This window comes from Chitinophaga sp. 180180018-3, assembly GCF_037893185.1.
Lineage (GTDB): Bacteria > Bacteroidota > Bacteroidia > Chitinophagales > Chitinophagaceae > Chitinophaga.
In genome coordinates this window covers 4451651-4477159 of record NZ_CP140772.1, presented here as the reverse complement: position 1 = coordinate 4477159, position 25509 = coordinate 4451651, and the positions used below count along the sequence as shown (strand labels likewise).

21 protein-coding genes and 2 tRNA genes are annotated in these 25509 nt (G+C 46.7%); 8 read left to right on the top strand and 15 right to left on the bottom strand.

What is annotated here, in order from left to right; genetic code table 11:
• The first annotated feature begins 8 nt into the window (after positions 1–8).
• Positions 9–764 (top strand): glycosyltransferase family 2 protein, encoded by a 756-nt coding sequence (locus UNH61_RS17465; RefSeq protein WP_326993261.1) that lies wholly within the window; start codon positions 9–11, stop codon positions 762–764.
• A 111-nt stretch (positions 765–875) separates the two neighbouring features.
• Here UNH61_RS17465 and UNH61_RS17460 read toward each other — a convergent pair whose 3' ends face one another.
• Positions 876–3362: a YfhO family protein gene (locus UNH61_RS17460; protein ID WP_326993260.1), complete on the bottom strand. Its 2487-nt coding sequence runs from the start codon at positions 3360–3362 to the stop codon at positions 876–878.
• A gap of 343 nt (positions 3363–3705) precedes the next feature.
• Here UNH61_RS17460 and UNH61_RS17455 point away from each other — a divergent pair, with 343 nt between their 5' ends.
• The gene (locus tag UNH61_RS17455) at positions 3706–4512 is read left to right on the top strand and encodes a queuosine precursor transporter (protein ID WP_326993259.1); all 807 of its coding nucleotides are present in this window, start codon (positions 3706–3708) and stop codon (positions 4510–4512) included.
• Between the two features lies 1 nt (position 4513).
• Here the strand turns inward: UNH61_RS17455 and UNH61_RS17450 are convergent, their stop codons facing one another.
• Positions 4514–4966 (bottom strand): NUDIX domain-containing protein, encoded by a 453-nt coding sequence (locus UNH61_RS17450; RefSeq protein WP_326993258.1) that lies wholly within the window; start codon positions 4964–4966, stop codon positions 4514–4516.
• A gap of 10 nt (positions 4967–4976) precedes the next feature.
• Entirely contained in the window at positions 4977–5915 is a 939-nt protein-coding gene (locus UNH61_RS17445; protein ID WP_326993257.1) for a magnesium transporter CorA family protein, read from the bottom strand.
• A gap of 87 nt (positions 5916–6002) precedes the next feature.
• Here UNH61_RS17445 and UNH61_RS17440 point away from each other — a divergent pair, with 87 nt between their 5' ends.
• Positions 6003–7493, top strand: a complete 1491-nt coding sequence (locus UNH61_RS17440) for a polysaccharide biosynthesis C-terminal domain-containing protein (RefSeq protein WP_326993256.1) — start codon at positions 6003–6005, stop codon at positions 7491–7493.
• 35 nt (positions 7494–7528) lie between these two features.
• Here the strand turns inward: UNH61_RS17440 and UNH61_RS17435 are convergent, their stop codons facing one another.
• From UNH61_RS17435 to UNH61_RS17425, 3 genes are all read right to left on the bottom strand, one after another.
• A complete protein-coding gene (locus UNH61_RS17435; RefSeq protein WP_326993255.1) occupies positions 7529–8713 on the bottom strand; it encodes a TDP-N-acetylfucosamine:lipid II N-acetylfucosaminyltransferase in 1185 nt (394 codons plus the stop codon).
• A gap of 129 nt (positions 8714–8842) precedes the next feature.
• Entirely contained in the window at positions 8843–9628 is a 786-nt protein-coding gene (dapF, locus tag UNH61_RS17430) for a diaminopimelate epimerase (RefSeq protein WP_326993254.1), read from the bottom strand.
• A 30-nt stretch (positions 9629–9658) separates the two neighbouring features.
• Positions 9659–10537, bottom strand: coding sequence for a nucleoside phosphorylase (locus tag UNH61_RS17425; protein WP_326993253.1), 879 nt, complete (start codon positions 10535–10537; stop codon positions 9659–9661).
• A gap of 200 nt (positions 10538–10737) precedes the next feature.
• On the opposite strand from UNH61_RS17425, the gene UNH61_RS17420 reads away from it, so the two are divergent.
• From UNH61_RS17420 to UNH61_RS17410, 3 genes are all read left to right on the top strand, one after another.
• Positions 10738–10808, top strand: a tRNA-Cys gene (locus tag UNH61_RS17420).
• Between the two features lie 393 nt (positions 10809–11201).
• Positions 11202–11702: a hypothetical protein gene (locus UNH61_RS17415; RefSeq protein ID WP_326993252.1), complete on the top strand. Its 501-nt coding sequence runs from the start codon at positions 11202–11204 to the stop codon at positions 11700–11702.
• A 487-nt stretch (positions 11703–12189) separates the two neighbouring features.
• The gene (locus UNH61_RS17410) at positions 12190–12660 is read left to right on the top strand and encodes a GNAT family N-acetyltransferase (RefSeq protein WP_326993251.1); all 471 of its coding nucleotides are present in this window, start codon (positions 12190–12192) and stop codon (positions 12658–12660) included.
• A 66-nt stretch (positions 12661–12726) separates the two neighbouring features.
• On the opposite strand, the gene UNH61_RS17405 is transcribed toward UNH61_RS17410, so the two are convergent.
• The 4 genes from UNH61_RS17405 to UNH61_RS17390 all read right to left on the bottom strand — a co-directional run bounded on the left by UNH61_RS17405 (position 12727) and on the right by UNH61_RS17390 (position 17582).
• Complete coding sequence (locus UNH61_RS17405; RefSeq protein WP_326993250.1) at positions 12727–13464, bottom strand: DUF1080 domain-containing protein; 738 nt, start codon at positions 13462–13464, stop codon at positions 12727–12729.
• Positions 13465–13485: 21 nt separating this feature from the next.
• Complete coding sequence (locus UNH61_RS17400) at positions 13486–14808, bottom strand: Gfo/Idh/MocA family oxidoreductase (RefSeq protein WP_326993249.1); 1323 nt, start codon at positions 14806–14808, stop codon at positions 13486–13488.
• Positions 14809–14874: 66 nt separating this feature from the next.
• Positions 14875–16383 carry a sigma 54-interacting transcriptional regulator gene (locus UNH61_RS17395; RefSeq protein WP_326993248.1) on the bottom strand — a complete coding sequence of 503 codons (1509 nt, stop codon included), beginning with the start codon at positions 16381–16383 and terminating at the stop codon, positions 14875–14877.
• A 104-nt stretch (positions 16384–16487) separates the two neighbouring features.
• The gene (locus UNH61_RS17390) at positions 16488–17582 is read right to left on the bottom strand and encodes a VWA domain-containing protein (RefSeq protein ID WP_326993247.1); all 1095 of its coding nucleotides are present in this window, start codon (positions 17580–17582) and stop codon (positions 16488–16490) included.
• A gap of 148 nt (positions 17583–17730) precedes the next feature.
• On the opposite strand from UNH61_RS17390, the gene UNH61_RS17385 reads away from it, so the two are divergent.
• The gene (locus UNH61_RS17385; RefSeq protein ID WP_326993246.1) at positions 17731–18576 is read left to right on the top strand and encodes a sugar phosphate isomerase/epimerase; all 846 of its coding nucleotides are present in this window, start codon (positions 17731–17733) and stop codon (positions 18574–18576) included.
• A 104-nt stretch (positions 18577–18680) separates the two neighbouring features.
• Here UNH61_RS17385 and UNH61_RS17380 read toward each other — a convergent pair whose 3' ends face one another.
• From UNH61_RS17380 to UNH61_RS17365, 4 genes are all read right to left on the bottom strand, one after another.
• Positions 18681–21923 carry a DUF2723 domain-containing protein gene (locus tag UNH61_RS17380; RefSeq protein ID WP_326993245.1) on the bottom strand — a complete coding sequence of 1081 codons (3243 nt, stop codon included), beginning with the start codon at positions 21921–21923 and terminating at the stop codon, positions 18681–18683.
• A 317-nt stretch (positions 21924–22240) separates the two neighbouring features.
• The gene (locus UNH61_RS17375) at positions 22241–22537 is read right to left on the bottom strand and encodes an antibiotic biosynthesis monooxygenase family protein (protein WP_326993244.1); all 297 of its coding nucleotides are present in this window, start codon (positions 22535–22537) and stop codon (positions 22241–22243) included.
• Positions 22534–23361: an SAM-dependent chlorinase/fluorinase gene (locus tag UNH61_RS17370; protein WP_326993243.1), complete on the bottom strand. Its 828-nt coding sequence runs from the start codon at positions 23359–23361 to the stop codon at positions 22534–22536. Before UNH61_RS17370 ends, UNH61_RS17375 begins: the two co-directional genes overlap by 4 nt.
• Positions 23362–23594: 233 nt before the next feature.
• Positions 23595–24401 carry an SDR family oxidoreductase gene (locus UNH61_RS17365; protein ID WP_326993242.1) on the bottom strand — a complete coding sequence of 269 codons (807 nt, stop codon included), beginning with the start codon at positions 24399–24401 and terminating at the stop codon, positions 23595–23597.
• 155 nt (positions 24402–24556) lie between these two features.
• Between UNH61_RS17365 and UNH61_RS17360 the strand changes: the two genes are divergently transcribed.
• A tRNA-Lys gene (locus tag UNH61_RS17360) sits at positions 24557–24629 on the top strand.
• Between the two features lie 223 nt (positions 24630–24852).
• On the opposite strand, the gene UNH61_RS17355 is transcribed toward UNH61_RS17360, so the two are convergent.
• Positions 24853–25371, bottom strand: a complete 519-nt coding sequence (locus tag UNH61_RS17355; protein WP_326993241.1) for a hypothetical protein — start codon at positions 25369–25371, stop codon at positions 24853–24855.
• Positions 25372–25509: the final 138 nt, after the last annotated feature.

Genomic DNA, 25509 nt, shown 5'->3' with positions numbered 1-25509 from the left:
ACAACAGCATGAACGACACTGTTTCACCGGTATTAAGCATTGTCACCGTATGTTTTAACGCCGAAAAATTTATTGAAAATACCATTCAGAGCGTGTTAGCGCAAAGCTATCCGCATATTGAATATATTATCATAGATGGCGCCTCTAAGGATAACACCATGGGCGTAATTGGAAAATATCGCTCCGGAATAGCCAAAGTGATCTCTGAAAAAGATAAAGGCTTATACGATGCGATGAACAAAGGCATGCAACTCGCCACCGGCGATTACCTGCTGTTCCTCAATGCCGACGATGTACTCGCTGATAATGATGTTATCCGCCGTGTATTTGCCTCCGGCCCCAATGCCGACGTGTATTATGGAGAAGCTATGTTCATGGATGAAAACGGCAACGATATCGGCTTACGCTCTGAACAAACGCCGCACAAAGTGCCGGAACAACTCAACTGGAAAAGCCTGAAACACGGCATGGTAGTATCTCATCAGGCTTATATTGTTCGCCGCAGCCTGAGCCCTCTGTATGATCTGCAATACAGGATCTGCGCTGACATCGACTGGATGATCCGCACCCTGAAAGCATCTCATAACATCTGCAACACGCATCAGGTGATATCCCGCTTTCGTGTAGGCGGTACTTCCAAACAGCATCAGCAGAAAGCCTGGAAGGAACGCTACAGGATACTTAGCAGGTATTACGGGCATTTACCGAATTTCACGAACCATTTGTGGATAGGCGTGAGGTATTTCTTCAGGAAACGGTACTGAGGAGAATTAAGAATATAGAAAGAAGAATTAAGAATGAAGGGCGAAGACCTAAGCGAGTGTGGTTATTATACATTCGCTTAGGTCTTCGCCCTTCATTCTTAATTCTTCTTTCTATATTCTTAATTCTTTATAGGCTTGCCATGCAAACGCGAGCAACACGAGTATCAGCAGCAGCGTTGAGGACGTGCTGGCTATTTTCAGGCCGGTGAAGAAGGTTTTGGGATAGAATTTCATTTCTATCTTATGATCGCCGGCGGGTATTTTGAAACCGCGAAGTGCATAGTTGGTACGGATGATATCTACCGGCTTGCCATCGATGAAAGCATCCCAGCCGGCAGGGTAGTAGATTTCAGAGAACACGCCGAAACCATCCTGGCTGTTATGGGAGGTATATTCCAGTTTGTTCAGGCCATACTGCGTGAGTTTGATGGAAGCGCTGCTATCGGCGCCGGGTTTGAAGGTACCCAGTTGTTTTTCGAAGCGTTTGTCGATGACCGCAGAATCGCGTGTATTCAGGTAATCCAGCGTTTTCATTTCCGTATTGGCGTCCGGCGCCCAAACGATATCCTTCACGAACCAGGCATTGCCATAGGCGTCAGGGTTGCGCTGCGCGACAGGTTGACCGGTTTTCTGGTCGGGCACGATGATATATTTGGCGTTGAGCATATTCAACACCTTCATGTTGTTTTTGGAGATCTGATGTGTGATGAGATCCTGGTAGATCCACAGTTTGGCGGGGCTGTAGCCACCGATGTTTTTGTGGAAGTAAGATGGAGAAGCATCATCGAACGGAGCAGTGGCTACGTTCAGCACACGGTAATAAGGATCAGGATCCTGCCTGATCTGCTGGTCGGCTGCGGAAGGCTGCAGTTCCTGCATGAAGCTGATATCGTCCACGAAGCTATCGTTGTTGAGGTAGTTCCTGTCTACGCCGATCAGGTCGATCGTTACGGCAGCAACGATGATCAATGCAGCAGGCATCCACTTCAGTTTGCCCTGGAGATAAGCCCAGATGGCGCCGGCAGCAATCAGGATAAATATAACGGAGCGGAAGCTGTCTTTCAGCAACAGGCTGCTACGATCCTTTTCCAGCGCGCGTATCAGGAGTTTGCCATTTTCTTCACCGCCCATCATCTGGGAGAAGTACTGCAACATGCCTGCATCGCTGGCGCTGCTGAAGCCTGTGAAGAAATTGGTGATGAGGAAGAAACCAACGATAAAACCGCCCGTGATGAGCAGGGCCTGTTTCAGTTTTTTCAATAACTCTTCTTTGGTATGATTGCCGGCAGCTACCTCCTGCAATCCCCAGCAGGCCAGCACCACAAAGGTGAGGGAGGGGAGTACCAGTGCCTGTGCAGGTGCACGGAACTTGTTGTACATGGGCAGGTGATAGAAGAGGAAGTCATTGATAAAGCCGAGGTTCTTCCCCCAGGCCAGTATGAAGCCGATAATGGTCACAGCAATGAGCCACCATTTGTGCCAGCTCTTTACTAACAGCAACGACAATACGAAAAGGAAGCAGATGATGGCACCAACATAAACGGGGCCGGAAGTGCCTTTCGACTGTGCGCCGTAATACAGCGGCAGTTTTTGTTGGGAAAGGAACTGATCGACCTGGGCAGCGGGAACACCAATACTGATCATCTGCTGGCCGAAGTTGGAACCGGCGCTGAGGCGCTGCCCGGAAGAATTGCCCACATAGCCGGGGATCAGGAATGTGCCGGATTCGGCTTTACCATAGCTCCAGTCGTACGCGTATTCTATTTCCAGCCCGGAAGATTTCTTCTGGGTAATATCGTCTTTATCGAGGGTCAGTTCTGATTTACTTCCTCTCATGGTATAATCGGCATACTCATGGAAGATCAGGAGGTTATCCATTGCCGTAAGCACTGCCAGGGCGCCGCCGATGAGGAGGAGCACAGACGCTTTGAAAAATTGCGCCAGCTGTTTTTCGCGGAAGGCGTGTATGAATGCACCTACTGCGAGCACCGCCACCATGATCACGGTGTAATAGATCATCTGGAGGTGGTTGAAGTAAATCAGCAGCGCGGCGGCCAGTGTGGTCAGGGCCGCACCGGTAAGCAGGTTGCCACGATAGGTAAGAATAATACCGGCCAGCACGGCAGGCATCAGCGCGATGTCGTACATTTTGGTAACGTGGCCCACGTCGATAAGGATCACATTATATGAACAGAATGCAAACGCGATGGCACCCATAATACGGATCCAGTATTTAAAGTCGAGCACACATAGCAACAGGTACATGCATAGCATCGCCAGGAACAACATGTTTACCGGAACCGGAGTAAAAAGGGTCAGGTACTTGGGGATATAGGCTACCTTATTAATACCGCTAGCGCCGGTATAGACCACATAGGTAGGCATACCGGAGAACATACTGTTGCTCCAGAGTGCATATTCGCCGGTTTTCTGATAGTAGTCCTTTGCCTCTTTGGCCATTCCCTCAACATTCTTCATATCAGCCTGGTTTACAACCTTGCCTTCAAGGGCGGGAGAGCAGTAGACCATTGCCAGCAACAGGAAGATACCTATGGCTGCCAGATGCGGAAGAATGGCTTTTAGCCGGTTTTGCTTCATCGGATATTTTTGATTTAGTTTTAAAGAAACAAAAATAACTGTAATTTATCCGAAATTTCAATATGCGCTGGATACGCTTTCTTTTAAAAGTGACTTTTATTTGTAATCTGTGTTTTCTGATCAGCGAAATTCTGCGTATCACCACCTATGATCATTCGCTGGATGCAGTTGTGAATCACATATTGGTGTTAGGTGTAGGTCTGGCATTTCCCCTGAATGGGCTGGTTTGTTTGCTGACCGCCTTATTACTGGGGTTAAAAAAAATACAATGGAAGACATTGCCGCCCTGGTTATATTTGTTCAACATAGCCATCTTTATATTTCAACTTATAGTTAATTACTGATGATACGGAACCTGTTAAATGATAAGCCTACCAAGCTCTTTGTTATATTCGCCTGCTTTTTTGTAGCCAATGCGCTGATTGCAGAGTGTATCGGCGGAAAACTATTTTCCCTGGAACAGCTGCTGGGCAGGCAGGTACACACTTTTACCCTTTTCGGGGAAAGTGGCCTGGCATATACGCTTACAGCCGGGGTGCTGTTATGGCCTCTTGAATTTGTGATGACGGATGTGGTAAATGAATATTTCGGACCTAAGGCAGTGCGGCGAATTTCCTATATCGCCGTGGCGCTTATATCCTATGCCTTCCTGATGTTTTGGGTGGCGATGAGCGTGCCTGCCGATACCTGGTGGAAAGGCAGCAAAGCGGCGGATGGCGTGGCAGATATGCAAACTGCCTTTACGAGTATATTCGGACAGGGTATGTGGATCATCCTGGGTAGCCTCACAGCTTTCCTGGTGAGCCAGATTGTAGATGTGACCGTGTTTCACCGGATTAAACGGCGTACGGGCGATAAGCACGTGTGGCTGCGGGCAACCGGCTCCACTATTGTGTCTCAGCTGGTCGACAGTTTCATTGTACTCTACATCGCATTCAAGCTTGGGAATAACTGGAGCTGGCAGCGGGTACTCGCTATTTGTATGGTGAACTACAGCTACAAGTTTATTATAGCCATTGCACTTACTCCGCTCATCTATCTGCTCGAACACCGGATAGAAAAATATCTTGGCCATGAAACCGCCAGAAAAATGAAGGCAGCCGCTATGGGCAAGGAGCATCCCTTCGAGAAGCCGGTACCGGAGATATAAGCTAGTAGCTTTTTTTCACCATCCCTGCTACGACTTTGTCGATAGGAAGTGAAACAGATTCAGGGGAGAACTCGTCCCAGTTAATCCAGCGGGCGTGTTCTACCTCTTCTACTCCTTCAGGAACGGTGAAGTCGAACGGTTTGCTGAGTGTTTTTGCCGTGAAAGGCGACAAAGGTGTTACGAGGTAATAGATAGAAATGATCTGTGTTTCATTGTCGAAGGCAGATATCTGGAAGAAGTCGGTAGTATAGATATGTTCCACTACTTTAACATCCTGCCCCAGTTCTTCCTGCCATTCTCTTACAATGCACTCCAGCGTGCCTTCTCCGAATTCCAGTCCGCCACCGGGAAATTTGGTATAATAACCCCCACGGATATACTCATCCGTTACCAGCACCTGCCGCTGATCATTGATCATAATACCGTAAACGCGTACGTTGAATCCTGTTTGCATAGTCGTCTCTTTAAAACCACTTTTTCTTCATAAAATACCAGCTGATCACCACCGAAATTGCAATGGAAAGAATGATCGGTATGTAAAAAGCATGTATCGTGTGCTGGTAGGGAAGATCCACGTTCATGCCATAGATACTGGCCACCAGCATCGGAAAGGTAAGGATGATGGTAATGGAAGTCAGCCGTTTCATTACCACGTTCAGGTTATTGGAAATGATGCTGGCAAAGGCATCCATGGTACTACTCAGGATGTTGGTATACACATTAGCCATTTCCAGCGCCTGTGAGGTGTCTACAATAAGATCCTGCAGGAATTCTTTTTCATCTTCGTTCAGCCCGAGGAAGTTGGTGCGCTCCAGCTTCATCAGCAACAGTTCATTGCTGCGGAGTGCAGTGACGAAGTACACCAGGCTTTTCTGTATCCGCATAATACCCAGCAGTTCTTCGTTCCTGTTGGAATCGTATAGCTTGGTTTCAAGGATATTTCTGCGCTGATTGATCTCTTTCAGATAATCGAGGAAGTTGATCACCACTTTCTCGAATATTTTCAGCACCATCATGTTCCGCTTTTCAGGAGAACGGTTGTGAAAAGTATTCAGGAACCGTTTGATGGCCGCGTTATCAAAGGAATTGACGGTAATAATCTGTTGGTGCGTAAGAATGATAACGATAGGGATGGTGATATAAAACGCATCGCTTTCGTTGATAGAATTGTTTTCTGCGGGCGTTTTCAGGACAATCAGCTTCACATTATCTTCCAGTTCATACCTCGATCTTTCATCGATATCCAGCGAGTCTGTCAGGAAGTCGAGCGGTATCCCCAGTTCGGAGGACAGCTGTTCAAACTCGGCTTGCCGGAGGGGAGGAGTGATGTTTACCCATGCGCCGTTTTCGGGTTGTTTGATCTCTACAGTCTTGGAATCAATATTGGTAAAATACTGGATCATCGGGCGCAAAAGTAGTTAAAATGTTGAATCCTGTTAGGTTTTGTGTAATATTGTATCCTGAAAGATAGTTAAATTTTCTATATATAAATGGGCGTTATTAAACATCAGAGCATCAGGTCAGCCGTGCTTATATATATCGGATTTGCGATAGGAGGTATCAATACGCTGTTCCTGTTTCCTCATATTTTCTCTGACAATGAGTTTGCGCTGACCCGCCTGTTACAGGATATCGCGGTGATTCTGGTGCCCGTTTGTACCATCAGTGCCGTGCCTACTATCAGCCGTTTTTTTCCTTACTACTCCAGCCATTTGAAGGATAAAGATAATGATATGTTAACATGGTCGGTGCTGGCCACGTTGATAGGTTTCAGCCTGTTTGTGCTGGCCACGTTCTTTTGCCGGAGCTGGATCATACGGGAGTTTTCAGAGAATTCGCGTTTATTCGTTTCTTATTTTTTCCTTGTTTATCCGAATGTATTGTTGTTTTCATTGTTCGGAATTTTTGAGAGCTACAGTGGTTCGCGGCATCTGACGGTATTCCCGAATTTCCTGAAAGAGCTGGTACTGCGATTGCTGACAACGGTGCTGGTAGTGATATATTATTTTAAGTGGATCGATATCGATGCATTCCTGTGGTTGTTTTCCCTGTTGTATGGTATGTTGTTGCTGGCCTTGTTGGTATACCTGTGGCGGCATCGTTTCCTGCATTTTACTTTCAAAGTGAGTAATGTTACCAGGCGGTTGTCGGGGAAGATATTTACCTACTCCCTTTCCTTGCTGGGGGCTACTTTGCTGACACTGCTGGCCAAAAATGTGGCACCTTTGATACTATCGCATTCCAAGGGGCTGAATAACGTAGCTTATCATACCATTGCCAATTACATTTCGCAACTGATCCTGGTACCACAGCGCAGTATTTCTGCCATCGGGTTGCCGGTGCTGGCCCAGGCGTGGAAGAACAAGGATATGGATAAGATAGAAGATGTGTATACCAAGTCTTCTCTGTTGCAGCTGATCTATTCCCTATTTATTTTTCTGGCAGTAGTGATAAATATAGACAGCATTTTTGCGTTGCTGCCGCCCAGCTACAGCGCAGGTAAATATGTAGTGATTGCGCTGGGAGTTGCCAGGGTGGTGGATATGGGCACGGGGCTGAACAGCCAGTTGCTGAGTACTTCCCGGTTGTGGCGGTTTGATTTGTATAGCTCGCTTGTGTTCCTGGCGTTGTCGTTGCCGCTGAATTATTATCTCATAGAACAATATGGCCTTACCGGATCCGGATATGCCGAGTTGATTTCTGTATTTGTGTTTAACCTGATCCGGTTTTTATTTATCTGGAGGAAATTCGGACTGCAACCATTTACTGTTAACAGTATTAAAGCGATCGGTGTGGCATTGGTGGCTTATTTCGCCTGCGCGTGGATACCGTTGCATGTACATCCGTTGGTGGATATAGCGGTGAAGGGGACGGTATTCGCTATTATTTTCGGTGGATTGATACTGGCCCTGCGGGTATCCGGAGATATCAACAGTACGGTGTCAGAGGCTATTAATAAGTACATCAGGAAGAAAAGCTAAGAGCGTAAGCGTGGCCTTCGGTAGCCTCCATCATGTCATGGTTTACCCAGAAGTTCTGAAAGTACTTTCATTTTTTTCTCCTGATCAAACAGTGTATCCATTACCGTTATATTATGCCGGATGGTTTCTTCCTTCAGCGGTGTGATGAAATCCCGGAAACTGGTTGTTTCGATTTCTGCCGAATCGAATGCTGTAATATTATGGCTTTTCAGGAATTCGTAGGTGGTACTTTTGTTGTGTACATATACTTTTTTTCCGCGGTACAGGAGGGCGAGCGTATTTCCCGTAGCCTGTACCCGGTAATGGTACATGACGGCTACATCAACACTTCCAAGCAATTTGTAATATTCGCTTCGTTCCATGAAGCTTCTGAGGGCGATTACCTTATCCTTACCAAATATCCGGATGGCTTCCTTTTCCACAAGATCGGCATATGGTACGTTGCCATAGTTTAGCGGTATCAGCAGGCGTATGGGCTCATCTTTATAAACAGATAAAGCCTGCAGTGCTTCGAGGTGGTTATTGGTAGAGGTATCGGAATTACCCAGCAGAATGGTGGTGAAAGGTACTTTGGAACGTTCAGCCATTATCTGCAGTTCTTCCGGTCCGGGTTTAGGATTAAAATTATAGTAGAAATACCGGAACTCCGCCGGTGTCTTATAATGTTTCAGCAGCCATTCATAATCAATATAGCCCCAGGTGAGAAAAAAGTTTAGTCGCCCGTAGAAAATATCGCGGCTGCGGGCGATCTTCTTCTCAGGCGCTGTATAGCCCAGGTAGCGTTGAGCGAAAGTGGTAAGCAGCCGTTTAGGCCGCATCGGATTCCATTTAACCTGCGGGCGCTCTTCGTTTTTCTCAAAATATTTGAGGCTCAGCGGGCCGTAGACGGTTCTTTTAAAACGCGAGAAGGGGATTTCAACCACATCACCGCCCCAGAAGAACAGGCCTACGGGAACCTCCTGCGGCAGTGACAGGGCGGCCTGAATGGCTTGTTCAGAAGCCCAGTGAATAAATACCTTGTCGTTCGCAGTAATATTTTTCAGGATAGTTTTGAACGCTGACGTATAGAATGGCGCAAAGGTTACCTGGTCTGACTTAACAAATTTTGATTTGTTTTTCCAGGTATCAATTATATAAATGTTATTACCGGGTGCGGCTCTTTCTGCCTCCGTAATAAAATCATTTATAAACTTGTCGTCGACCATTAAGTGATAGTTCATGCTGTCCTGTTATGATATTGATAAGTGCAGTCTTTCCGGGTGTGCTGCTGGTAGTAATGGCGTTGACGGGAACGGCCCAAAACAGCAGTCATCATTACACAGGAAAAAGGCAGTGCATTAAGTCAATGATTATTTCATGGTGATATTTCCTTCAAACACAAGCGTAGCAGGACCGCACAACCAGATATTTTCAAAAGTACGTTCGCCGGTTTTGGTGAATCTCACTTCCAGCTGGCCACCCAGGGTTTGCACAGGTACGATGTATTCCCTGTCTTCCTTGCCGGCGAAGGTGATGGCAGCAGCGGTAACGCCGGTGCCGCAGGAATAGGTTTCATCTTCCACGCCTCTCTCGTACGTACGTACGAAGATCCCTGACTCGAACGGCTGTACGAAGTTTACGTTAGTACCTTCGGCTGCAAAGCGGTCGTTGTAACGGATAGTGCGGCCTTCGGAGAAAACGTCTACCGCCTGCACATCGTCCACGTACTTCACGAAGTGTGGGGAGCCGGTATTGAGGTAGTAATAGAGCGGACCATGTTCTACATCGTCCACGTTCTGCATTTTCAGGTTCACCCAGTGATCGCCGTCCATGGTGGCTTCATGTTCACCATCTACAGCAATGAAATACAGGTTACCATCGCCCACGCCCATTTTATGTGCAAAAGCGGAGAGACATCTGCCGCCGTTGCCGCACATAGAGCTTTCGCGGCCATCGGCGTTGTAGTATTTCATGGCGAAGTCGTAGTCTTCACTCTTATTCAGCAGCATCAAACCATCGGCGCCGATGCCAAAACGGCGGTCGCACAATTCGTTCACATGTTCGTCTGTAAGCCAGTCGTATTGCCCGTTCCGGTTATCGAGGATAACGAAGTCATTCCCGGTTCCCTGGTATTTATAGAAGTGGATATTGTTCATGTAACAAAGATAGAAAATATATTGAATGTCTTACAATGCAGCAATGATGCCGAGTCCCTTTTCGATGAGGGCAGCTACGGCAGCGCCGCCGTCTTTACTGAACTCTTTCCGGATACGGTTAGCAACGATCACACTGATGGAGAGGGCTTCGTGGTTGAGTACCCTGCCCATACCGTAGATAGCGGATGTTTCCATTTCGAAGTTGGTGATGCGATGCGTTTCATAATTGAAGCGGGTGAGGTCGTCGATCAGGTTCGGGTTGGCGAGCGGTCCGCGGAGTTTACGACCCTGAGGGGCGTAGAAGCCGGGGCAGGTAACGGTGATGCCTGTATGAAAACCATCCCTGAAATGATCGTGCAGTTTGGAGGAAGCTTCAAAAATGCATGGATTGGCGCCTCCGGGGCGGAGCGGCACCTGGCCGCGGAATGCCTGCAGTAGTTGTTTTTCAGCTGGTGTATTTTCGAAGGCGTAGTAATTCATCAGGTTATCGAGGCCTAGACCATGGGATGATACTACGAATCCGTCGACCGGAATGCTTTCCTGTAAAGCGCCCGAAGTGCCGAGGCGTATGATCTGCAGGGTAGTGAGATCGGGTTTTACCTGGCGGGTGTCGAAATCGATGTTCACCAATGCGTCCAGTTCGTTAAAAACGATATCGATGTTATCGGTACCAATGCCGGTAGAAACTACAGATAAGCGTTTATTTCCGATATATCCGGTATGGGTAACGAATTCCCGGTGCTGATATTTTCCTTCAATTTTATCAAAGTGCTTACTAACGGCGCCAACACGATCCGGGTCGCCAACGGTGATAATAGTGTGTGCCAGTTCCTCCGGTCTTACGTCGAGGTGATAAACGGCGCCACGATTATTAATAATCAATTCTGATTCAGCGATACGTGTATCCATGATGCTAATTTTTATATTTCACAAATCAACAAATCCAATTTCCTGCCCAATATTCCTTCGTTCTGCCTTATTATCAAAATATTTTTTAGATATTTTTTAAATAATATTTGGTGGTAATCATAAATTTGCTACTTTTGCAATCCCACAAAACGATGAGATGTACGCCAGTGGGGCATTAGGGCGGACATTATTGAATAGATGGTTCCGTGGCCGAGTGGCTAGGCAGAGGTCTGCAAAACCTCGTACAGCGGTTCGAATCCGCTCGGAACCTCTTCTTTTTTTTTTCTAAAGCCGCATCTATTGCGGCTTTTTTCATTATAGCCAATGAACATGGAAATGTAGCCTGTTGGCTGTATGTTAAGTAGCCGGAACAGCCCGTATTTTCGTTACAGTACCCGAATATATAATGCAGCAACTCCTGAAAGGCTCTGGCCGTAAATTATTTTTTTCAATATTCTTCCATAAAATAGTATCTTAATGGCCTTAAGATTGGGTAAATTTATATAATGCGAACTAAAAATTTTCCCACCAGCTGAATAAGAGGTCGAAATTTATTGTATACCAACTATAACCCCCTGTTACCTGGAGGGTTCCTTGTCATATATGTTATATGATGAAAAGGGGCCTGGCCGGTGATTTGTAAAACCATAAAACAGACGCCTGTATGAAAATTTATCTTTTATTAATTGTGGTATTTTCCTCATTAATATTTGCCTGCAAAAAAGACAAAGACAGCCTCATCGTGTATACTGGCACGATGAGTTATAATTTATCAGGGAAGGAGTTTAATTTTTATAATGCCTATCAGAAGACACCTGTTGAGACCCTGAAGATGAAAGATGCTAAAACCAAGAAGTTTGTTTATCGGATCTATGCAAAATCATTGGATGACCGGGATGGAATAGCTGTTAAAATAGATACTGACAGTTTATTGTTAAACACCCCCTATAAAGTAGATACAAAAGAATTTTTGTATGTGCGTAACGGCGTGTCTATAACCGGTGCTCAGCCAGACCTGACAGTTGTTATTACCAAATATGACAAGAGTACAATTGATGGCACTATTAGCGGAAAGATAAGTACCAGGGATTCGGCAGATGCCTGGTCAGATGCTATTCTCTCAAACGGGATATTTAGTATGAGAGTGTTTTATATATATATTTAATTTTTGCAGCCAGACAAAATAATCTCCGAAAGTAAGCCGGCAAAAAAAGGCTCATTTATCTGATCTGTCGATAATCGCGGTGGTATAAGGGTATTTATCATTGTAATGCCGGTGGAGTAGAGCGTATAATGTTTCTTTTTATTTAATATTATAGATGTATTTATTTCTTTTTATATTGATTTATAATATTTTATGTTGAATTTTTAGCTTGAAATATTATTTATAAAGTGTTGAAAAGAAATACACTTATTCTGATGTTTATATCACTTCAAAACCTTATATTGCATACCCCGCAAGAGGCAGGAAGGATTTACAGAAGGTGAGTATTGAATATTTTACTATTACTACATCAAACGGAACATGTAACTGATAATAAGATATGCGGCGGCAATTTTTCCAGCGATAAACTGCTGCCAACATTTTCCAGGTAAAAGCCTTCTGCTTGCGGAAGGCTTTTTGCGTTTTATATACAACAAAATGGAGGGTTATGACAGAAGTAATAAAAGTAACCGCCGAAGATAGGGAACGCCTTGCACAGGTGAAACTGCTTTTCCGCGAATATGCCAACTGGTTAGATGAAGATCTCAGTTTTCAGCAATTTGATGAGGAACTGGCCCAGCTGCCAGGCGCTTATGCCACACCTACCGGTGCATTGTTCATCGCGTTGGTCGACGGGCAACTGGCGGGTGGCGTGGCAGTACGTTCGTTTGATAACACAACAGCGGAAATGAAACGTCTTTTTGTAAGAGAAGCGTTCAAAGGCGCCGGGGTTGGTAAAGCCCTTGCCAGTGCCGCCATAGAAGAGAGCCGCCGGCTCGGATACAAACGTATCATCCTGGATACGCTGGCGCGTATGCGGCCTGCTATAGATTTGTATACATCATTAGGATTCCAGCCAATAGCTGCTTATTACGACAACCCCATCAGTGATGCGGTGTATTTGTCGCTAAGCTTTTAGCCTTTAGTGTTTAGTCTTTAGTTAACCGATGAGATTAACTAAAGACTAAACACTAAAGACTAAACACTACAGCGTCCGTATCCAGATGTTTCTGTAGCTGACAGGATTGCCGTGATCCTGCAGGGCAATGGATTTCGGTCCGTGTTTTACATAAAAGGGTTTGCCGATATACTGTGTCTGCCCTTCGAGCTCCACATTGTTTTGTACCAGCACACCATTTTGCAGGACGGTAGCACGTGCCGGCGACTTCAGGGAACCATCTTCGTTAAAGCGGGGCGCTGTCCATATGACATCGTATGTTTGCCATTCACCCGGTTTTTTGCAGGCATTCACCAGCGGAATCTTTTGTTTATAGAAACTACCTGCCTGGCCATTCGAGTAGGTGCGGTTGTTGTAATTGTCGAGTACCTGCAGCTCGTAGTATTCCTGCATGAAAATACCGCTGTTGCCGCGGCCCTGGCTCTCCCCCTTTACTTCTTCCGGCGTACGCCATTCGATATGCAGCTGGAAATCTTCGAATTGCTGTTTGGTTTTAATGACACCTGTTCCCTTAACTACCGTCATCATGCCGTTTTTTACGTCCCATTTAGCGGGGCCTCCTTTATCTGATTCCCAGTTATCGAGATTTTTACCGTCGAACAGGATGGTGGCATCGGAAGGAGCCGAGAGGGTTTCCGTACCGGGAGTGATGACCTTGGGCACCGGTTCCCAGACTTCCGTTTCTTCCGGTTTCATCTGAGTTTTATTCTGGGCAGCTGCTGAAAATGCCAGCAGCGTACAGGCGGAAAAGAGTAGTGTACGCATGTTGTATTGTTTTGGGAGATGTTAATAGTGAATAGCTGGCAGTTTGTATCCGTTGTGATAGGATGCCGCGAGTAATCGGTTGGCTCGTTTGTCGGTGAATTTAGCGGCAGTAGCATCCCAGTATATTTTTTTGCCGGTGCGATAGGCAATATTGCCCATCTGGGCCGTGGTGGCCACAAGCGCGCCTACCTGTACAGGAGCATGCAGGTCGTTGAATTGCCGGGATTTCACTACTTCCACGAAGTTAGTCGTGTGCAGATCGAGGCCATTATCTACTGAAGGCTGGTGTGCTACTGCTTCCATCTTGTCTTTTTCCGGGATCACTTCCCATCCGCCACGGTCGAGTACCAGCGTACCATTGTTGCCGATAAAGGCAATGCCATGGGTGCGGCCATAGGGGCCGTCATCGATGCCGGTAGCCTGTTCCCATTGGATGTTATAGCCGTCGAATTCGTAGACAGTGGTAAGCGTATCAGGTGTTTCTGCGGCATCGTCCGGATAGGCGAATTTACCGCCGGCTGCCATGATGGATTTAGGAGCGCCGGATTGCATGCCGAGCAGCGCGTAATCGAGCAGATGTACACCCCAGTCGGTCATGAGGCCGCCTGCATAATCCCAGTACCAGCGGAAGTTGAAGTGAAAGCGGTTGGGGTTGAAGGGGCGGGTAGTGGCCGGGCCTAGCCACGACTGATAATCCACTCCTGGCGGGGGCGTACCATCGGGCTGCACGGGGATGGATTTCATCCAGCCCATATAAGCCCAAACCTTTACCAGGCGTATTTTTCCGAGTTTGCCGGAGTGAACAAATTCAATGGCATCCCTGAAATGCTGCTGGCTGCGTTGCCATTGCCCTACCTGCACCGCGCGTTTGTACCGTTGCTGCGCGGCCACCATGGCGCGGCATTCGATAATGGAGTTGCCCATCGGCTTCTCCACGTATACATCTTTGCCGGCTGCGCAGGCATCCGTCATTTGCAGACAGTGCCAGTGATCCGGCGTACCAATGACAACGGCGTCGATGTTTTTATCTTCCAACAGCTTACGGTAATCGCCATAGGCTTTTACCTTAATGCCTTTGGCAGCGAGTTCGCCCACTCGTTTGTCGAGCACATTCTGGTCTACATCGCAGAGGGCTACACACTGAGCAGCCGGGTTTTTGAGCATGGCGGTAAGATCGGACCATCCCATGCCGTTAATACCGATAGCAGCCACATTGAGGCGGTCGCTGGGTGCTACAGGGTTGAGCGATAATGCTTTCAGGGAAGATGGCAACGCGGAAACCAGGCCGGCCCCTGCCATGATGGTAGATGCCGACCTGATAAATTTTCTACGGGAATTGTTCATGTAATAAAACGTTTGTGGAATTGTGGAATTGACACTTATAACTACAAAATAGGGAAAAAAACAGATTTATTCTTCCTCTTCGGGTTCTTCTCCATCTCCACCAAGACTGAAATTCATCATCGTGCCCAGCAGGTCGCTGAAGCGGGTTTCATTTTCCACTACTTTTTTGCTGATCAGAGAGTAAGAGGAGAGTCCGTGCAGTACAAATTCCATCAGCAGCAATGCTTCCTTATTGCCTGCCTTCGGAAAGCGTGCCTTGACCAGTTCTTTCAGTCCGGTTACTTTGCTGAGCGTAGTTTCATATTGTTTGTCGCTGATATCCTGAAGCAGCTGTACCGCATTTCCCTGATCGAACCATTGAATTACGCTCCGGTATGGGTTTTCAGCCGGACCGGCCTGTTTCTTTTTCTTGAAAGAATCCGGGTTCGGGAAATAGGTGGCAAACAGGGTACGGATGGATTTATCGAGGAGGTTGTGGGCTACCTGCAAGGGGCCTTCCTGTTCTCCTTCATACACCAGTTCTATTTTACCGGTGATAGCCGGAATGATGGCCTGGAGGTCGGCAATGCGTACCTGTGTTTCTTTTTCGCCGTTGATGATGGCACGGCGTTCGCCGGCACTGACCGCATTTTCGTATGCAGCAATAGTGAGGCGGGCGGATACACCGCTTTTTTTATCGACATATTCGCTGTTACGCGCTTCGAAGGAAACCTGTTCTATCAGGCGTTTCACCATATCGGAGATCACTACTTTCGACACCTGATCGTGGTGTATATCGGCTTCCTGTTCGGTGATGAGCAGGGAGTTCTCTATTGTTTTCGGGTAGTGCGTGATGATCTGGCTTTCGATCCTGTCTTTCAGCGGCGTCACAATGGAGCCACGATTCGTATAGTCTTCCGGGTTAGCCGTGAACACGAACAATATATCCAGTGGCATTCTTACTTTGAAGCCTCTGATCTGAATATCACCTTCCTGGAGGATATTGAAGAGCGACACCTGGATACGGGCCTGGAGGTCGGGCAGTTCATTGATAACGAAGATGCCGCGGTTGGAGCGGGGAATGATTCCGAAGTGGATCACCCGTTCATCGGCGAAGCTGAGTTTCAGGTTGGCGGCTTTGATAGGATCGATGTCGCCTACGAGATCGGCTACGGACACGTCGGGCGTAGCGAGTTTTTCGCCATACCTTTCACTGCGGTGCAGCCAGGCGATGGGAGTCCGGTCGCCTTTTTCGGCAATCAGATCCCGTGCGTAGCGGGAGAGCGGATGGAAAGGATCGTCGTTTACTTCGGAGCCTTCCACTACGGGGATGTATTCATCCAGCAGTGTTGTCATCTGGCGGGCCATGCGGGTTTTCGCCTGTCCGCGTAATCCCAGGAAAAGGATGTTGTGCCTTGAAAGCAGCGCCCTTTCTGTATCGGGGATGACCGTATCTTCATAGCCGATGATGCCGGGGAATGAATCTTCTTTGGTTTGCAGATTTTTTATCAGGTTGCGTCTGATTTCTTCCTTAACGGAAACTGGTTTATAGCCACTTTTTTTTAACTCGCCTAATGTTTTAATGCTGATGCTCATAGAAAAAAATTACAAATGAAAAATCAGGAAAAGACTGGCAGGAATAAAACATGAGTGGTTCCTGCTGTGGTTTCCCCTGTTGTTATAAACCGTAACTTTTGCGGCTAATAGAATTTCCTTTTTCCGCTTTCGAAGTCGCGGAACAGGAACTGGCCCAGTTTATCGGTTCCTGAAAAGAATGCCTTCCCGCTATTGGTTTCCGTGAATTCCTGTACAAATTGCTGGAGCCAGGGATCGGTAGCTACCATGAAAGTAGTGATCGGGATTTTGAGCTTTTTGCATTGAGCGGCCAGGTTCAGGGTACGGTTGAGTATTTTCCTGTCGAGGCCGAAGCTGTTCTTATAGTACTGCGATCCTATTTTCAGGCAGGTAGGTTTTCCGTCGGTGATCATGAAGATCTGTTTATTTGGATTGCGCCTGCGGCGGAGCAGATCCATGGCCAGTTCCAGGCCGGCAACGGTGTTGGTATGGAATGGTCCTACCTGGAGATAGGGCAAATCTTTGATCTCTATCTGCCAGGCATCGTTACCGAATACGATGATATCGAGTGTATCTTTCGGATAGCGTGTGGTGATCAGCTCTGCCAGGGCCATAGCTACTTTTTTAGCGGGGGTGATGCGGTCTTCCCCGTAAAGTATCATGGAGTGGGAGATATCGATCATCAGGGCGGTAGAGGTCTGCGTTTTAAAGTCGGTTTCCTTTACCTCCAGATCGTCCTGCTGAATGGAGAAACTGTCGATTCCGTGATTGATCTGGGCGTTCCGGATAGAAGCGGTAACATCCAGCTGATCTACGCCATCGCCGAACTCGAATGGCCGGGTTTCCGCATTGAGTTCATCGCCCATGCCGGATTTGCGGATATTGTGATTACCGCTGGTCGATTTTTTAAGTTTACCGAAGATTTCTTCCAGCGCGTTTTTGCGGATGGCCTGTTCTGCTTTGGAAGTTATTTCTATAGCGCCCGTTTCTTCATTTTCACGGATATACCCTTTATTTTTCAGGTCCTCGATAAAATCACCGATTCCGTACTCATCGTTGGTAAGCTGGTATTCCTTATCCAGTTCGGTCAGCCATTGCAGGGCTTCCGTTATGTCGCCGCTGGTATAAGTAAGGAGTTGGGTAAAAATGTCCAGTAACTGCTGGAAGGGTGTTTTCTTGTTGTCGTCCGGATTAAACCTGGTAAATTGAATTCCTCTCATAACACTTCTTCTGTCATTAAATTTACCACTTTTCGGTTACAAAGTACATATGCCCTCCTTCAGCGGTGGGGCTTGCTGTAATTTTTACACTTAAAACTTGCATTTTAAGTTGAAAGCAACTACTTTCAATCATCAAAAAAAAATCTATATGAAAAAACTGAGAAATGCATTGATGCTGGCAGGCGGACTGGCGGTGGCATTATTTGCAGGATCTGCCTCCGGACAAAGCCGGGCAGATGCGCTGGGTTGGAAACTGGGTGCGCAGGCATGGACGTTCAATCATTTTACGTTAGCGGAAGCATTGGATAAGATGGACAGCTGCGGTATCCAGTATGTAGAGGCTTTTCCCGGGCAGGTGATTGGCGGAGGTATAGAGGGCAAATTTGATTATCATATGTCGCCCGACAAGCAGGAGCAGGTAAAAGCCCTGTTTAAGAAGAAACATAAGGTGTTGATAGCTTTTGGCGTAGTAGTACCTGCTTCTGCTGCAGAATGGCGTATGCTGTTTGATTTTGCGAACAGGATGGGTATCCAGAGCATTACTTCCGAGCCTAAGGCAGAAGACCTGGACCTGGTATCATCCCTGTGCGATCAGTACCAGATCAAACTGGCGATTCATGATCACCCGAAACCAAGTCCGTACTGGAGCCCTGAGAAAGTACTGGAAGCCATAAAAGGCAGAAGTAAACTGATGGGTGCCTGCGCTGATATCGGCCACTGGGTGCGTTCCGGTCTGGATCCGGTAGAGTGCATCAAGAAGCTGAATGGTCATATTGTAAGCCTGCACTTCAAAGATTTGAATGAGAAATCTCCTGAGGCACACGATGTAGTATGGGGTAACGGTGTTTCCCAGATGCCTAAAGTAATGGAAGCACTGAAGGATCAGAAATTCAAAGGACTGTTTTCTGCAGAATATGAATATCACTGGGATTACAATGTACCTGAAGTAAAAGAAAGTGCTGCTTACTGGAGAACCATGGTAAGCAACCTGTAGAGAATTAAGAAATAAGAATATAGAATTAAGAATAAAAGGCGAAGACCTTAGCGATTTGAAATTATTCGCTAAGGTCTTCGCCTTTTATTCTTAATTCTATATTCTTATTTCTTAATTCTACCCGTGTCTTTTGCAGCAGGTGTTGCGTTGGAATCTTCCGTACTCATCTGGATAACGCCTTCTTTATTGCGTTTTGCGCCGTTTACGCCGAAGTCGCCTTTCATCTGGTGTAACCAGGCGATAAACTGTTGGGCGTTCTGGCCATCGCGCTGTAAGTCGCTCGTCATTCTGCTCGGAGGCAGAGAGCTGTAGAAGCGCAGCTGTTGTTCACAATCCCTGGTCACTTTATCGGCCAGTTCATCTCCTTTCTTCGGATCTCCGGCCATGTAATAGGCGTAGATGGTTTGAATGGAGGTATAGTTGTGCATGTTACCCGGACTGGTCATCGCATATGGGAAGTTAGTTTCCAGTATGTTCTTATCCATATACTTCAGTACATTCAGGGCGCTGTCTTTGGCTTTTCCTTCCTGTACCATAGCGATAGACAGTTTAGTGAATGCCTGACGGAGGTACATCACCATTTTCCTGTTAGGCTCATCGAAGTAAGTGCCTTTGGTTTGAGCGCCACCGAATTCGAACTTGTGCATGAGGTTATCATACATGGCGTTTACGTTGGCGTTGATATCCATGCCCAGCGGATCCTGGGTGGTTTGTTTTTCCAGCGGTACCAGGTGGTAAGCCAGGCCATCGGTTTGCAGGTAATCGTTGAGGCCAAGATCGGTTGGGCTGGTAAAATAGATAGGCCGTTTCCAGTTATTGGCAGCAATGATATCATATACCGCGAGGTCGTTTTTCAGCAGGAAGTTCTTGCTTACTTTAAATGGCACAGAGGCAAGGATGCGGGCGGTGTCTTTCGTATTTACCACACCATATTTCACTACTTCGGCTTTATCTACCGGAATGAACAGCTGGCGGGTTGGCAGGAAGTTTTCGTTACCGCCATCCTGGGTAGTTATTTTGCTGTTGGCATCATCGCTACCCATGAAGTTCATGATTTCCTTCAGGTTAAAGTATTTATCAGCAGGAATATTTCCCGGATCGAAGAAGCGGATGTAGTTACGGGTTTCACCTTTGTATTTATCGGCCGACCAGGTCATCGGAATAGCAGGACTTTCATTCACAGCTCTGCGTGCCTGATCGATGTACCAATCAACCCCGAGGAGGCTCAGGTTGATCACTCTGATATCCGGGCGGATGCCTTCCACTTCCTGAGCATACCAGAGCGGGTAAGTATCGTTATCGCCGACGGTGAACAGGATGGCATTTTTCTGACAGGACTCCAGGTAATCTTTTGCAACATCTCTGGCAACATATTTAGTAGAGCGATCGTGGTCGTCCCATTCCTGGAAGCCCATCAGTACAGGCACGGCCAGCAGGCAGATACCGGTAGCGAGAGCCGGGGAGAGGGCGCTCTTCGTTTTCTTTTTCAGGAAGTTGTATACAGACAGTACTCCGAGGCCAATCCAGACAGCATACGCGTAGAAGGAGCCTACATAAGCGTAGTCACGTTCACGTGGCTGGTTGCCGGCCTGGTTCAGGTACAAAATGATGGCAAAGCCGGTAAAGAAGAACAACAGTGATACTACCAGGGTATCCTTACGGTGATGGTTATACTGGAAGAAGAAGCCCAGCAAACCGAGGATAGCCGGGAGGAAGAACATGGTATTGTGTCCTTTATTGTCTTTCAGGCTATCGGGCATGAGTGACTGATCGCCATAGAAGAAGTTATCGATAAACGAAATACCGGAGATCCAGTTACCATCACGTACGTTACCATAACCCTGGGTATCATTTTGTTTACCTACGAAGTTCCACATGAAGTAGCGGATATACATGAAGTTCACCTGGTATTGCAGGAAGAATTTGATGTTATCGCCAAAGCCGGGTTTTTCGCCCTGCTGGAGGCCCAGCCAGGAGCGGTAGAAATCGGCGTGGCCCTGATCGTTGCTGCCATCCCATACACGGGGGAACAGCATCATATCATCAGGAGCGTACACAGGATCCATTTTTTTGCCGGATACTTCATATTTCTTAGCGCCGCGGGCGTAGATATTAGCGCCTTCCTTGTATTCAGTAGGACGGGCAGTGAATACCTGGCCATAAATGAGCGGGAAATCGCCATACTGTTCACGGCCGAGATAACCTACCAGAGAGATCGGGTTATCTACATTATACATATCTACCGAAGGGTTGGCAGTAGAGCGTACCATGGTAGTAATATAAGTGGAGTAGCCGAGGAGCATAAACAGGAGGAACATGATCGTGAGCCGGCTGAAGTGCACCGCTTTGCTCTGATTGAATTTCACACCTATTGCTTTCAGTATCCAGGGGATCGCCACAAAGAATGCGGCCAGCACGAATTTAAAGAAGATAGTGCCGGTGCCGGGATCATTGAAAGCCGGTACGATGATGATCGTAGCGATAACGATGAGTGGGGCATAGATACTGAACTTCGGTTTTCTGTAACCAATGAAGAGGATGGCTACGATCAGGGCGAAATAGAAGAGGAACCCTGTGAAGAAGCCCATACCGAGCGAGTTTACGAAGAAAACATCCATATAGCCGGAAGCTTTCACCGTATCCTGTATGAAATATTTCTGCACGATACCGGTGATGGCACAGCCCATCATGAAGGCCCAGAAGGTGCCCCAGCCGGTAACTTTATAACGTCTGAAGTAGTATACCATCACCATAGCCGGGATGGTCAGGAGGTTCAGGAGGTGAACGCCGATGGAGAGGCCCAGCAGGTAGCCGATCAGCACGATCCAGCGGTCGGAGTATGGTTCATCGGCTTCATGTTCCCATTTGAGGATGGCCCAGAAAACGATGGCGGTAAAGAAAGAGGACATACCATATACCTCGCCTTCCACTGCGGAGAACCAGAATGAATCGGAAAAAGTATAGGCCAGTGCACCAACAATGCCGGCGCCCATAATAGCGATCATTTTTTCGCGGGAAATTTCTTCGCCTGGTTTTACCATGAGGCGACGGGCGAAGTGGGTAATGGTCCAGAACAGGAACAGGATAGTAAAACCACTGGCCAGGGCCGTCATGGTATTTACTCCTAATGCGGCCTGGGAAGGTTTAAGGAACATACTAAACAATCTTCCAAGCAACACAAACAAAGGTGCCCCGGGCGGGTGAGGAATCTGTACTTTATAAGCACTTGAAATAAACTCGCCGCAGTCCCACAAGCTACCTGTAGCTTCCATTGTTTTAATGTAGACAAAGCAGGCAATGATGCAGATGACCCAGCCGACCAGGTTGTTGGTCCTTTTGAAATTCATAAGGTTGTTTTAAGGTCCGACAAAAATATAAAAAACGGCAAATTATGCTAATCTGACGAACAGTTTTAACTTTTTGTAAATATCTTTTTAATTGTTAACTATTGAAATCGGTGTAATCCCTTTGATAGAAAGGATTTGGGAGGAAATAAGAATTGGGAATGAAGCAGCAGGAATTGCCGGGAACAGGCTGATAAAGGATTAGAAAGTAATTAAGAATTAATAATCGGGAGAGGAAGATGGTTAAAAGAGATGGTTTTCAGGAAGAAATTTAAATTATTTATTTAATTAATATATTCGGGGCCTGTAATATGATTTTGCTAGCGACTTATTACTATCGGCTGGCAGCTCCAGGCCTGGGGTTTGGCGTTGAACAGGACTTTAGTGGCGGCCCAGGTTTCGTGGAAGAGGGAGGAATTCCGGTAGGATTCGAGGGCGGCTTCGGATTCCCACTGGCTGAAGGTGAAGAGGATATGGGGTGTTGCTGTATTTTCCCAGAGTTCGAGATGGAGGCAGCCGGGGAAATTCCGGATGAGGGATTGTTGTTGGTGGAAGAGGTGACGGAAGACAGGTACCTTGTCGGGTGCGAATTCCATTTTTACTATCCGGTTGATCATTGGAATATGATTCTTACAGTTTGATAATAGGAGAGTTGCTGGTAGCCGGCGGGCTGCGTGAGTTGCTCGCGGCGGAAGCCCTGCAGGCCGAAGAGGCCGGCGGCATTGCCTTTATTGATGGCGATTTCGAGGTATCCGGCGGCATTGAACAGGGCCAGTTTGGTGCCTTCCGGAACATCGGCATAGGTTTCACTGATCTGGCTGATCACTTCATCGCGGCGGAAGAAGATCCGGAATTGCCGGTTCCTGCATTGCTGATAGAATTGCTGCCGGGTGATGTTCACCACTACATTTTCGAAGCTGTCGATATGAATGATCTGCCCTTCGATGAAATCGTCGCCCACGAGTGGCTGCAGGTTATGTTTTACCTGTATCTGCTGGGTCATGGGGCCGAGTTCACCGAGTGCTTTGCCGCGGCTCAGCTCCCTGGCAGCGGTAGCGAGCAATTGGATGATGGTAAAAGTATTTTTAGGTGCGTCGGCAGGCAGGGGGAGTTTGATCACTTTCTCCGGCATGCCACCGGCGATCATGGTTAGCAGTCCGTTATCGGCGCAGCCGATGTACTGGCCGTTATGTTCAGCCACGAGCACATGATCGGGGCGTTTATCGAACAGGTTGATCAGTACAAAATGGAAAGTGCCCAGCGGGAAATAGGCGAAGGCGCTTTTGCAGATGTAGGTTGCCTGTGGGAGGTTAAAGGGACTGATATGATGAGAGATGTCCGTAACATGACATTCCGGGCAGTATTGCCAGAGTTGCCCTTTGATGGCCCCTACCAGGTAGTCCTGCATTCCTATGTCTGATGTTAATGTTATAATGGACATGCCAGATAATCTAAATCCAAATCCCAGTGTTCGAAACCGTTACACCAACCTGCTTTTACAACTCAGCCCGGGTACAGTTTTTCAGAATAGCAAAATAAAATGTGCGCAGTTCTTCAAAAAAGGTGCCATGGGGGTAATGAGCTAAACTAATTGCAAAGAAAGACAAAAAACAGCTTGTGATCATTTTTTGTGCCGTTTTTTTTCACACTAACGTTAACGGCTAGCGTTTCTGTTTATTGAAGCGGCGAGCCGGGTTCTTTTTTGAAGTGGTTATAAACGAGTTTGTCGAGCAGGCCGGGTGCGAGTTTGCTGAGTAACACGGTGAGTTTTCCCTGACCGGTGAGCACGAGTGTACGTTTGCGTTTGAAGATGGCTTTGGCAATAGCATTCGCTACTGCTTCGGCGCTCATGAGCTTACCTTCGTCGAGCGGAGTTTCGCTCTGGGCCTGGCCCTGGGGGTTGAGTGCCGTATTACGTATATTCGATGCCGTGAATCCGGGGCAGACCCACATGACGTTTACGCCGGCGTGCAGGTTTTCGGTGCGCAATGCTTCGAGGAAGCCCTGCATGGCGAATTTGGAAGCAGAGTAGCCGGTGCGGGCAGGCAGGCCTCTGTATCCGGCGATAGAGGAAACACCTACAATAGTGCCTTTATTAGCAAGGATAGAAGGGTAAGCATATTTAGTGCAATACACTGTTCCCCAGAAATTGATATCCATCAGAGATTTCAGTACATCCACATTGAGATCTCTGAACATGGCCCGCATGGAGATACCTGCGTTGTTGATGAGTATATCTATTTTACCGAATGTAGCAATGGTGCTTTCGATGAATGATTTGCAGTCGGCTTCGACGCTTACATCAGCTACAAAAGTAAAGAGACGTTTATTATTCAGTTCGTTTTGCATGGCATCGAGGGCGGGTTGTTTTCTGCCGCAGACGGCCACATTGGCGCCGAGTGCAAGAAATTCCACAGCGAGTGCTTTACCGATACCGGAGGTACCGCCGGTGATGACAACTGATTTGTTTTGAAAATTCATGGGTATAATTTAGCGTTACAAAAATAGGATAGTTGATACAATTGTAATCAATAAAATGAGTGGAATGTGGGATGGATGTGGGTTAACGGAATTTTTAAAGAAAAATTTGGCTGGAAAGATTTTATTACTATTTTTGCAACCGCTTTACAGCAAAGGATTCCGTAGCTCAGTTGGTAGAGCAATACACTTTTAATGTATGGGCCCTGGGTTCGAGTCCCAGCGGGATCACAAGCAACTTTCAAACCTCGCGCTAGTCGCGGGGTTTTGTTTTTTAGTTGAGTTCCTTTTGTATAGCCCCGATTTCTTTCCCTTACTTTATACAGGTTAATCAGCTTTTACTAATATACGAAACATCTGCATTGAAGTTAACTTACCTCAATACTGTTGAGTGATTAAAGATTAAGGGATATAGTTTATTGCCAACATTTTGATGATTGATTGTACTGGCTATTTACTCAACGTTGGTATATTCCAAATTGATACCTTTAAAAAGTTTAGGAATTCCCAGTTCTCTGGGAAATTCAATTACTTCGAATTCATATTTCGTTTTATCAATTTCAATATTAAGAACTCTGCATTCCTCTGGCTCTATGGGTTCCATATCAATAAATGTTTGATCAAAAGCGATTATCCCGTAGCCAATTCTAACTGTGGGATACTCCCAGTAATGTACGCCTATGAAAGACCCCTTCAGAAACTGCCATTTTTTTAAACTGTCTTCGAGATTCGTATCTATCCATCGTATATTTTGAAAATACGTGAAGATTCCCTTTTCAGATTTTTCCAGTAGGGACCGGAGGGCGGAAACAATCACACCTCGAAGCTGATCTCCGTTTTGCGCTTTGTACGGAATAATGATCACATCTTGAGGAATCCCTGAATCGTCGGGATAAATAATAATTCCAGATACTTCAACTAGTTTTAATCTCTGCCTATGGGTATAGTTTTCCTTATACTCTTCCTGATCCATTTCCTGTTAAATTGTTTTTTGCTAAGTAATAATAACCAATAATATATTAGTAACCTCATAGAAAATTAGTTTTAACATGGGGTATATACCCTTAGAATTACTGACTGTACAGAATATATTAGACCAAAGTCTAGGATA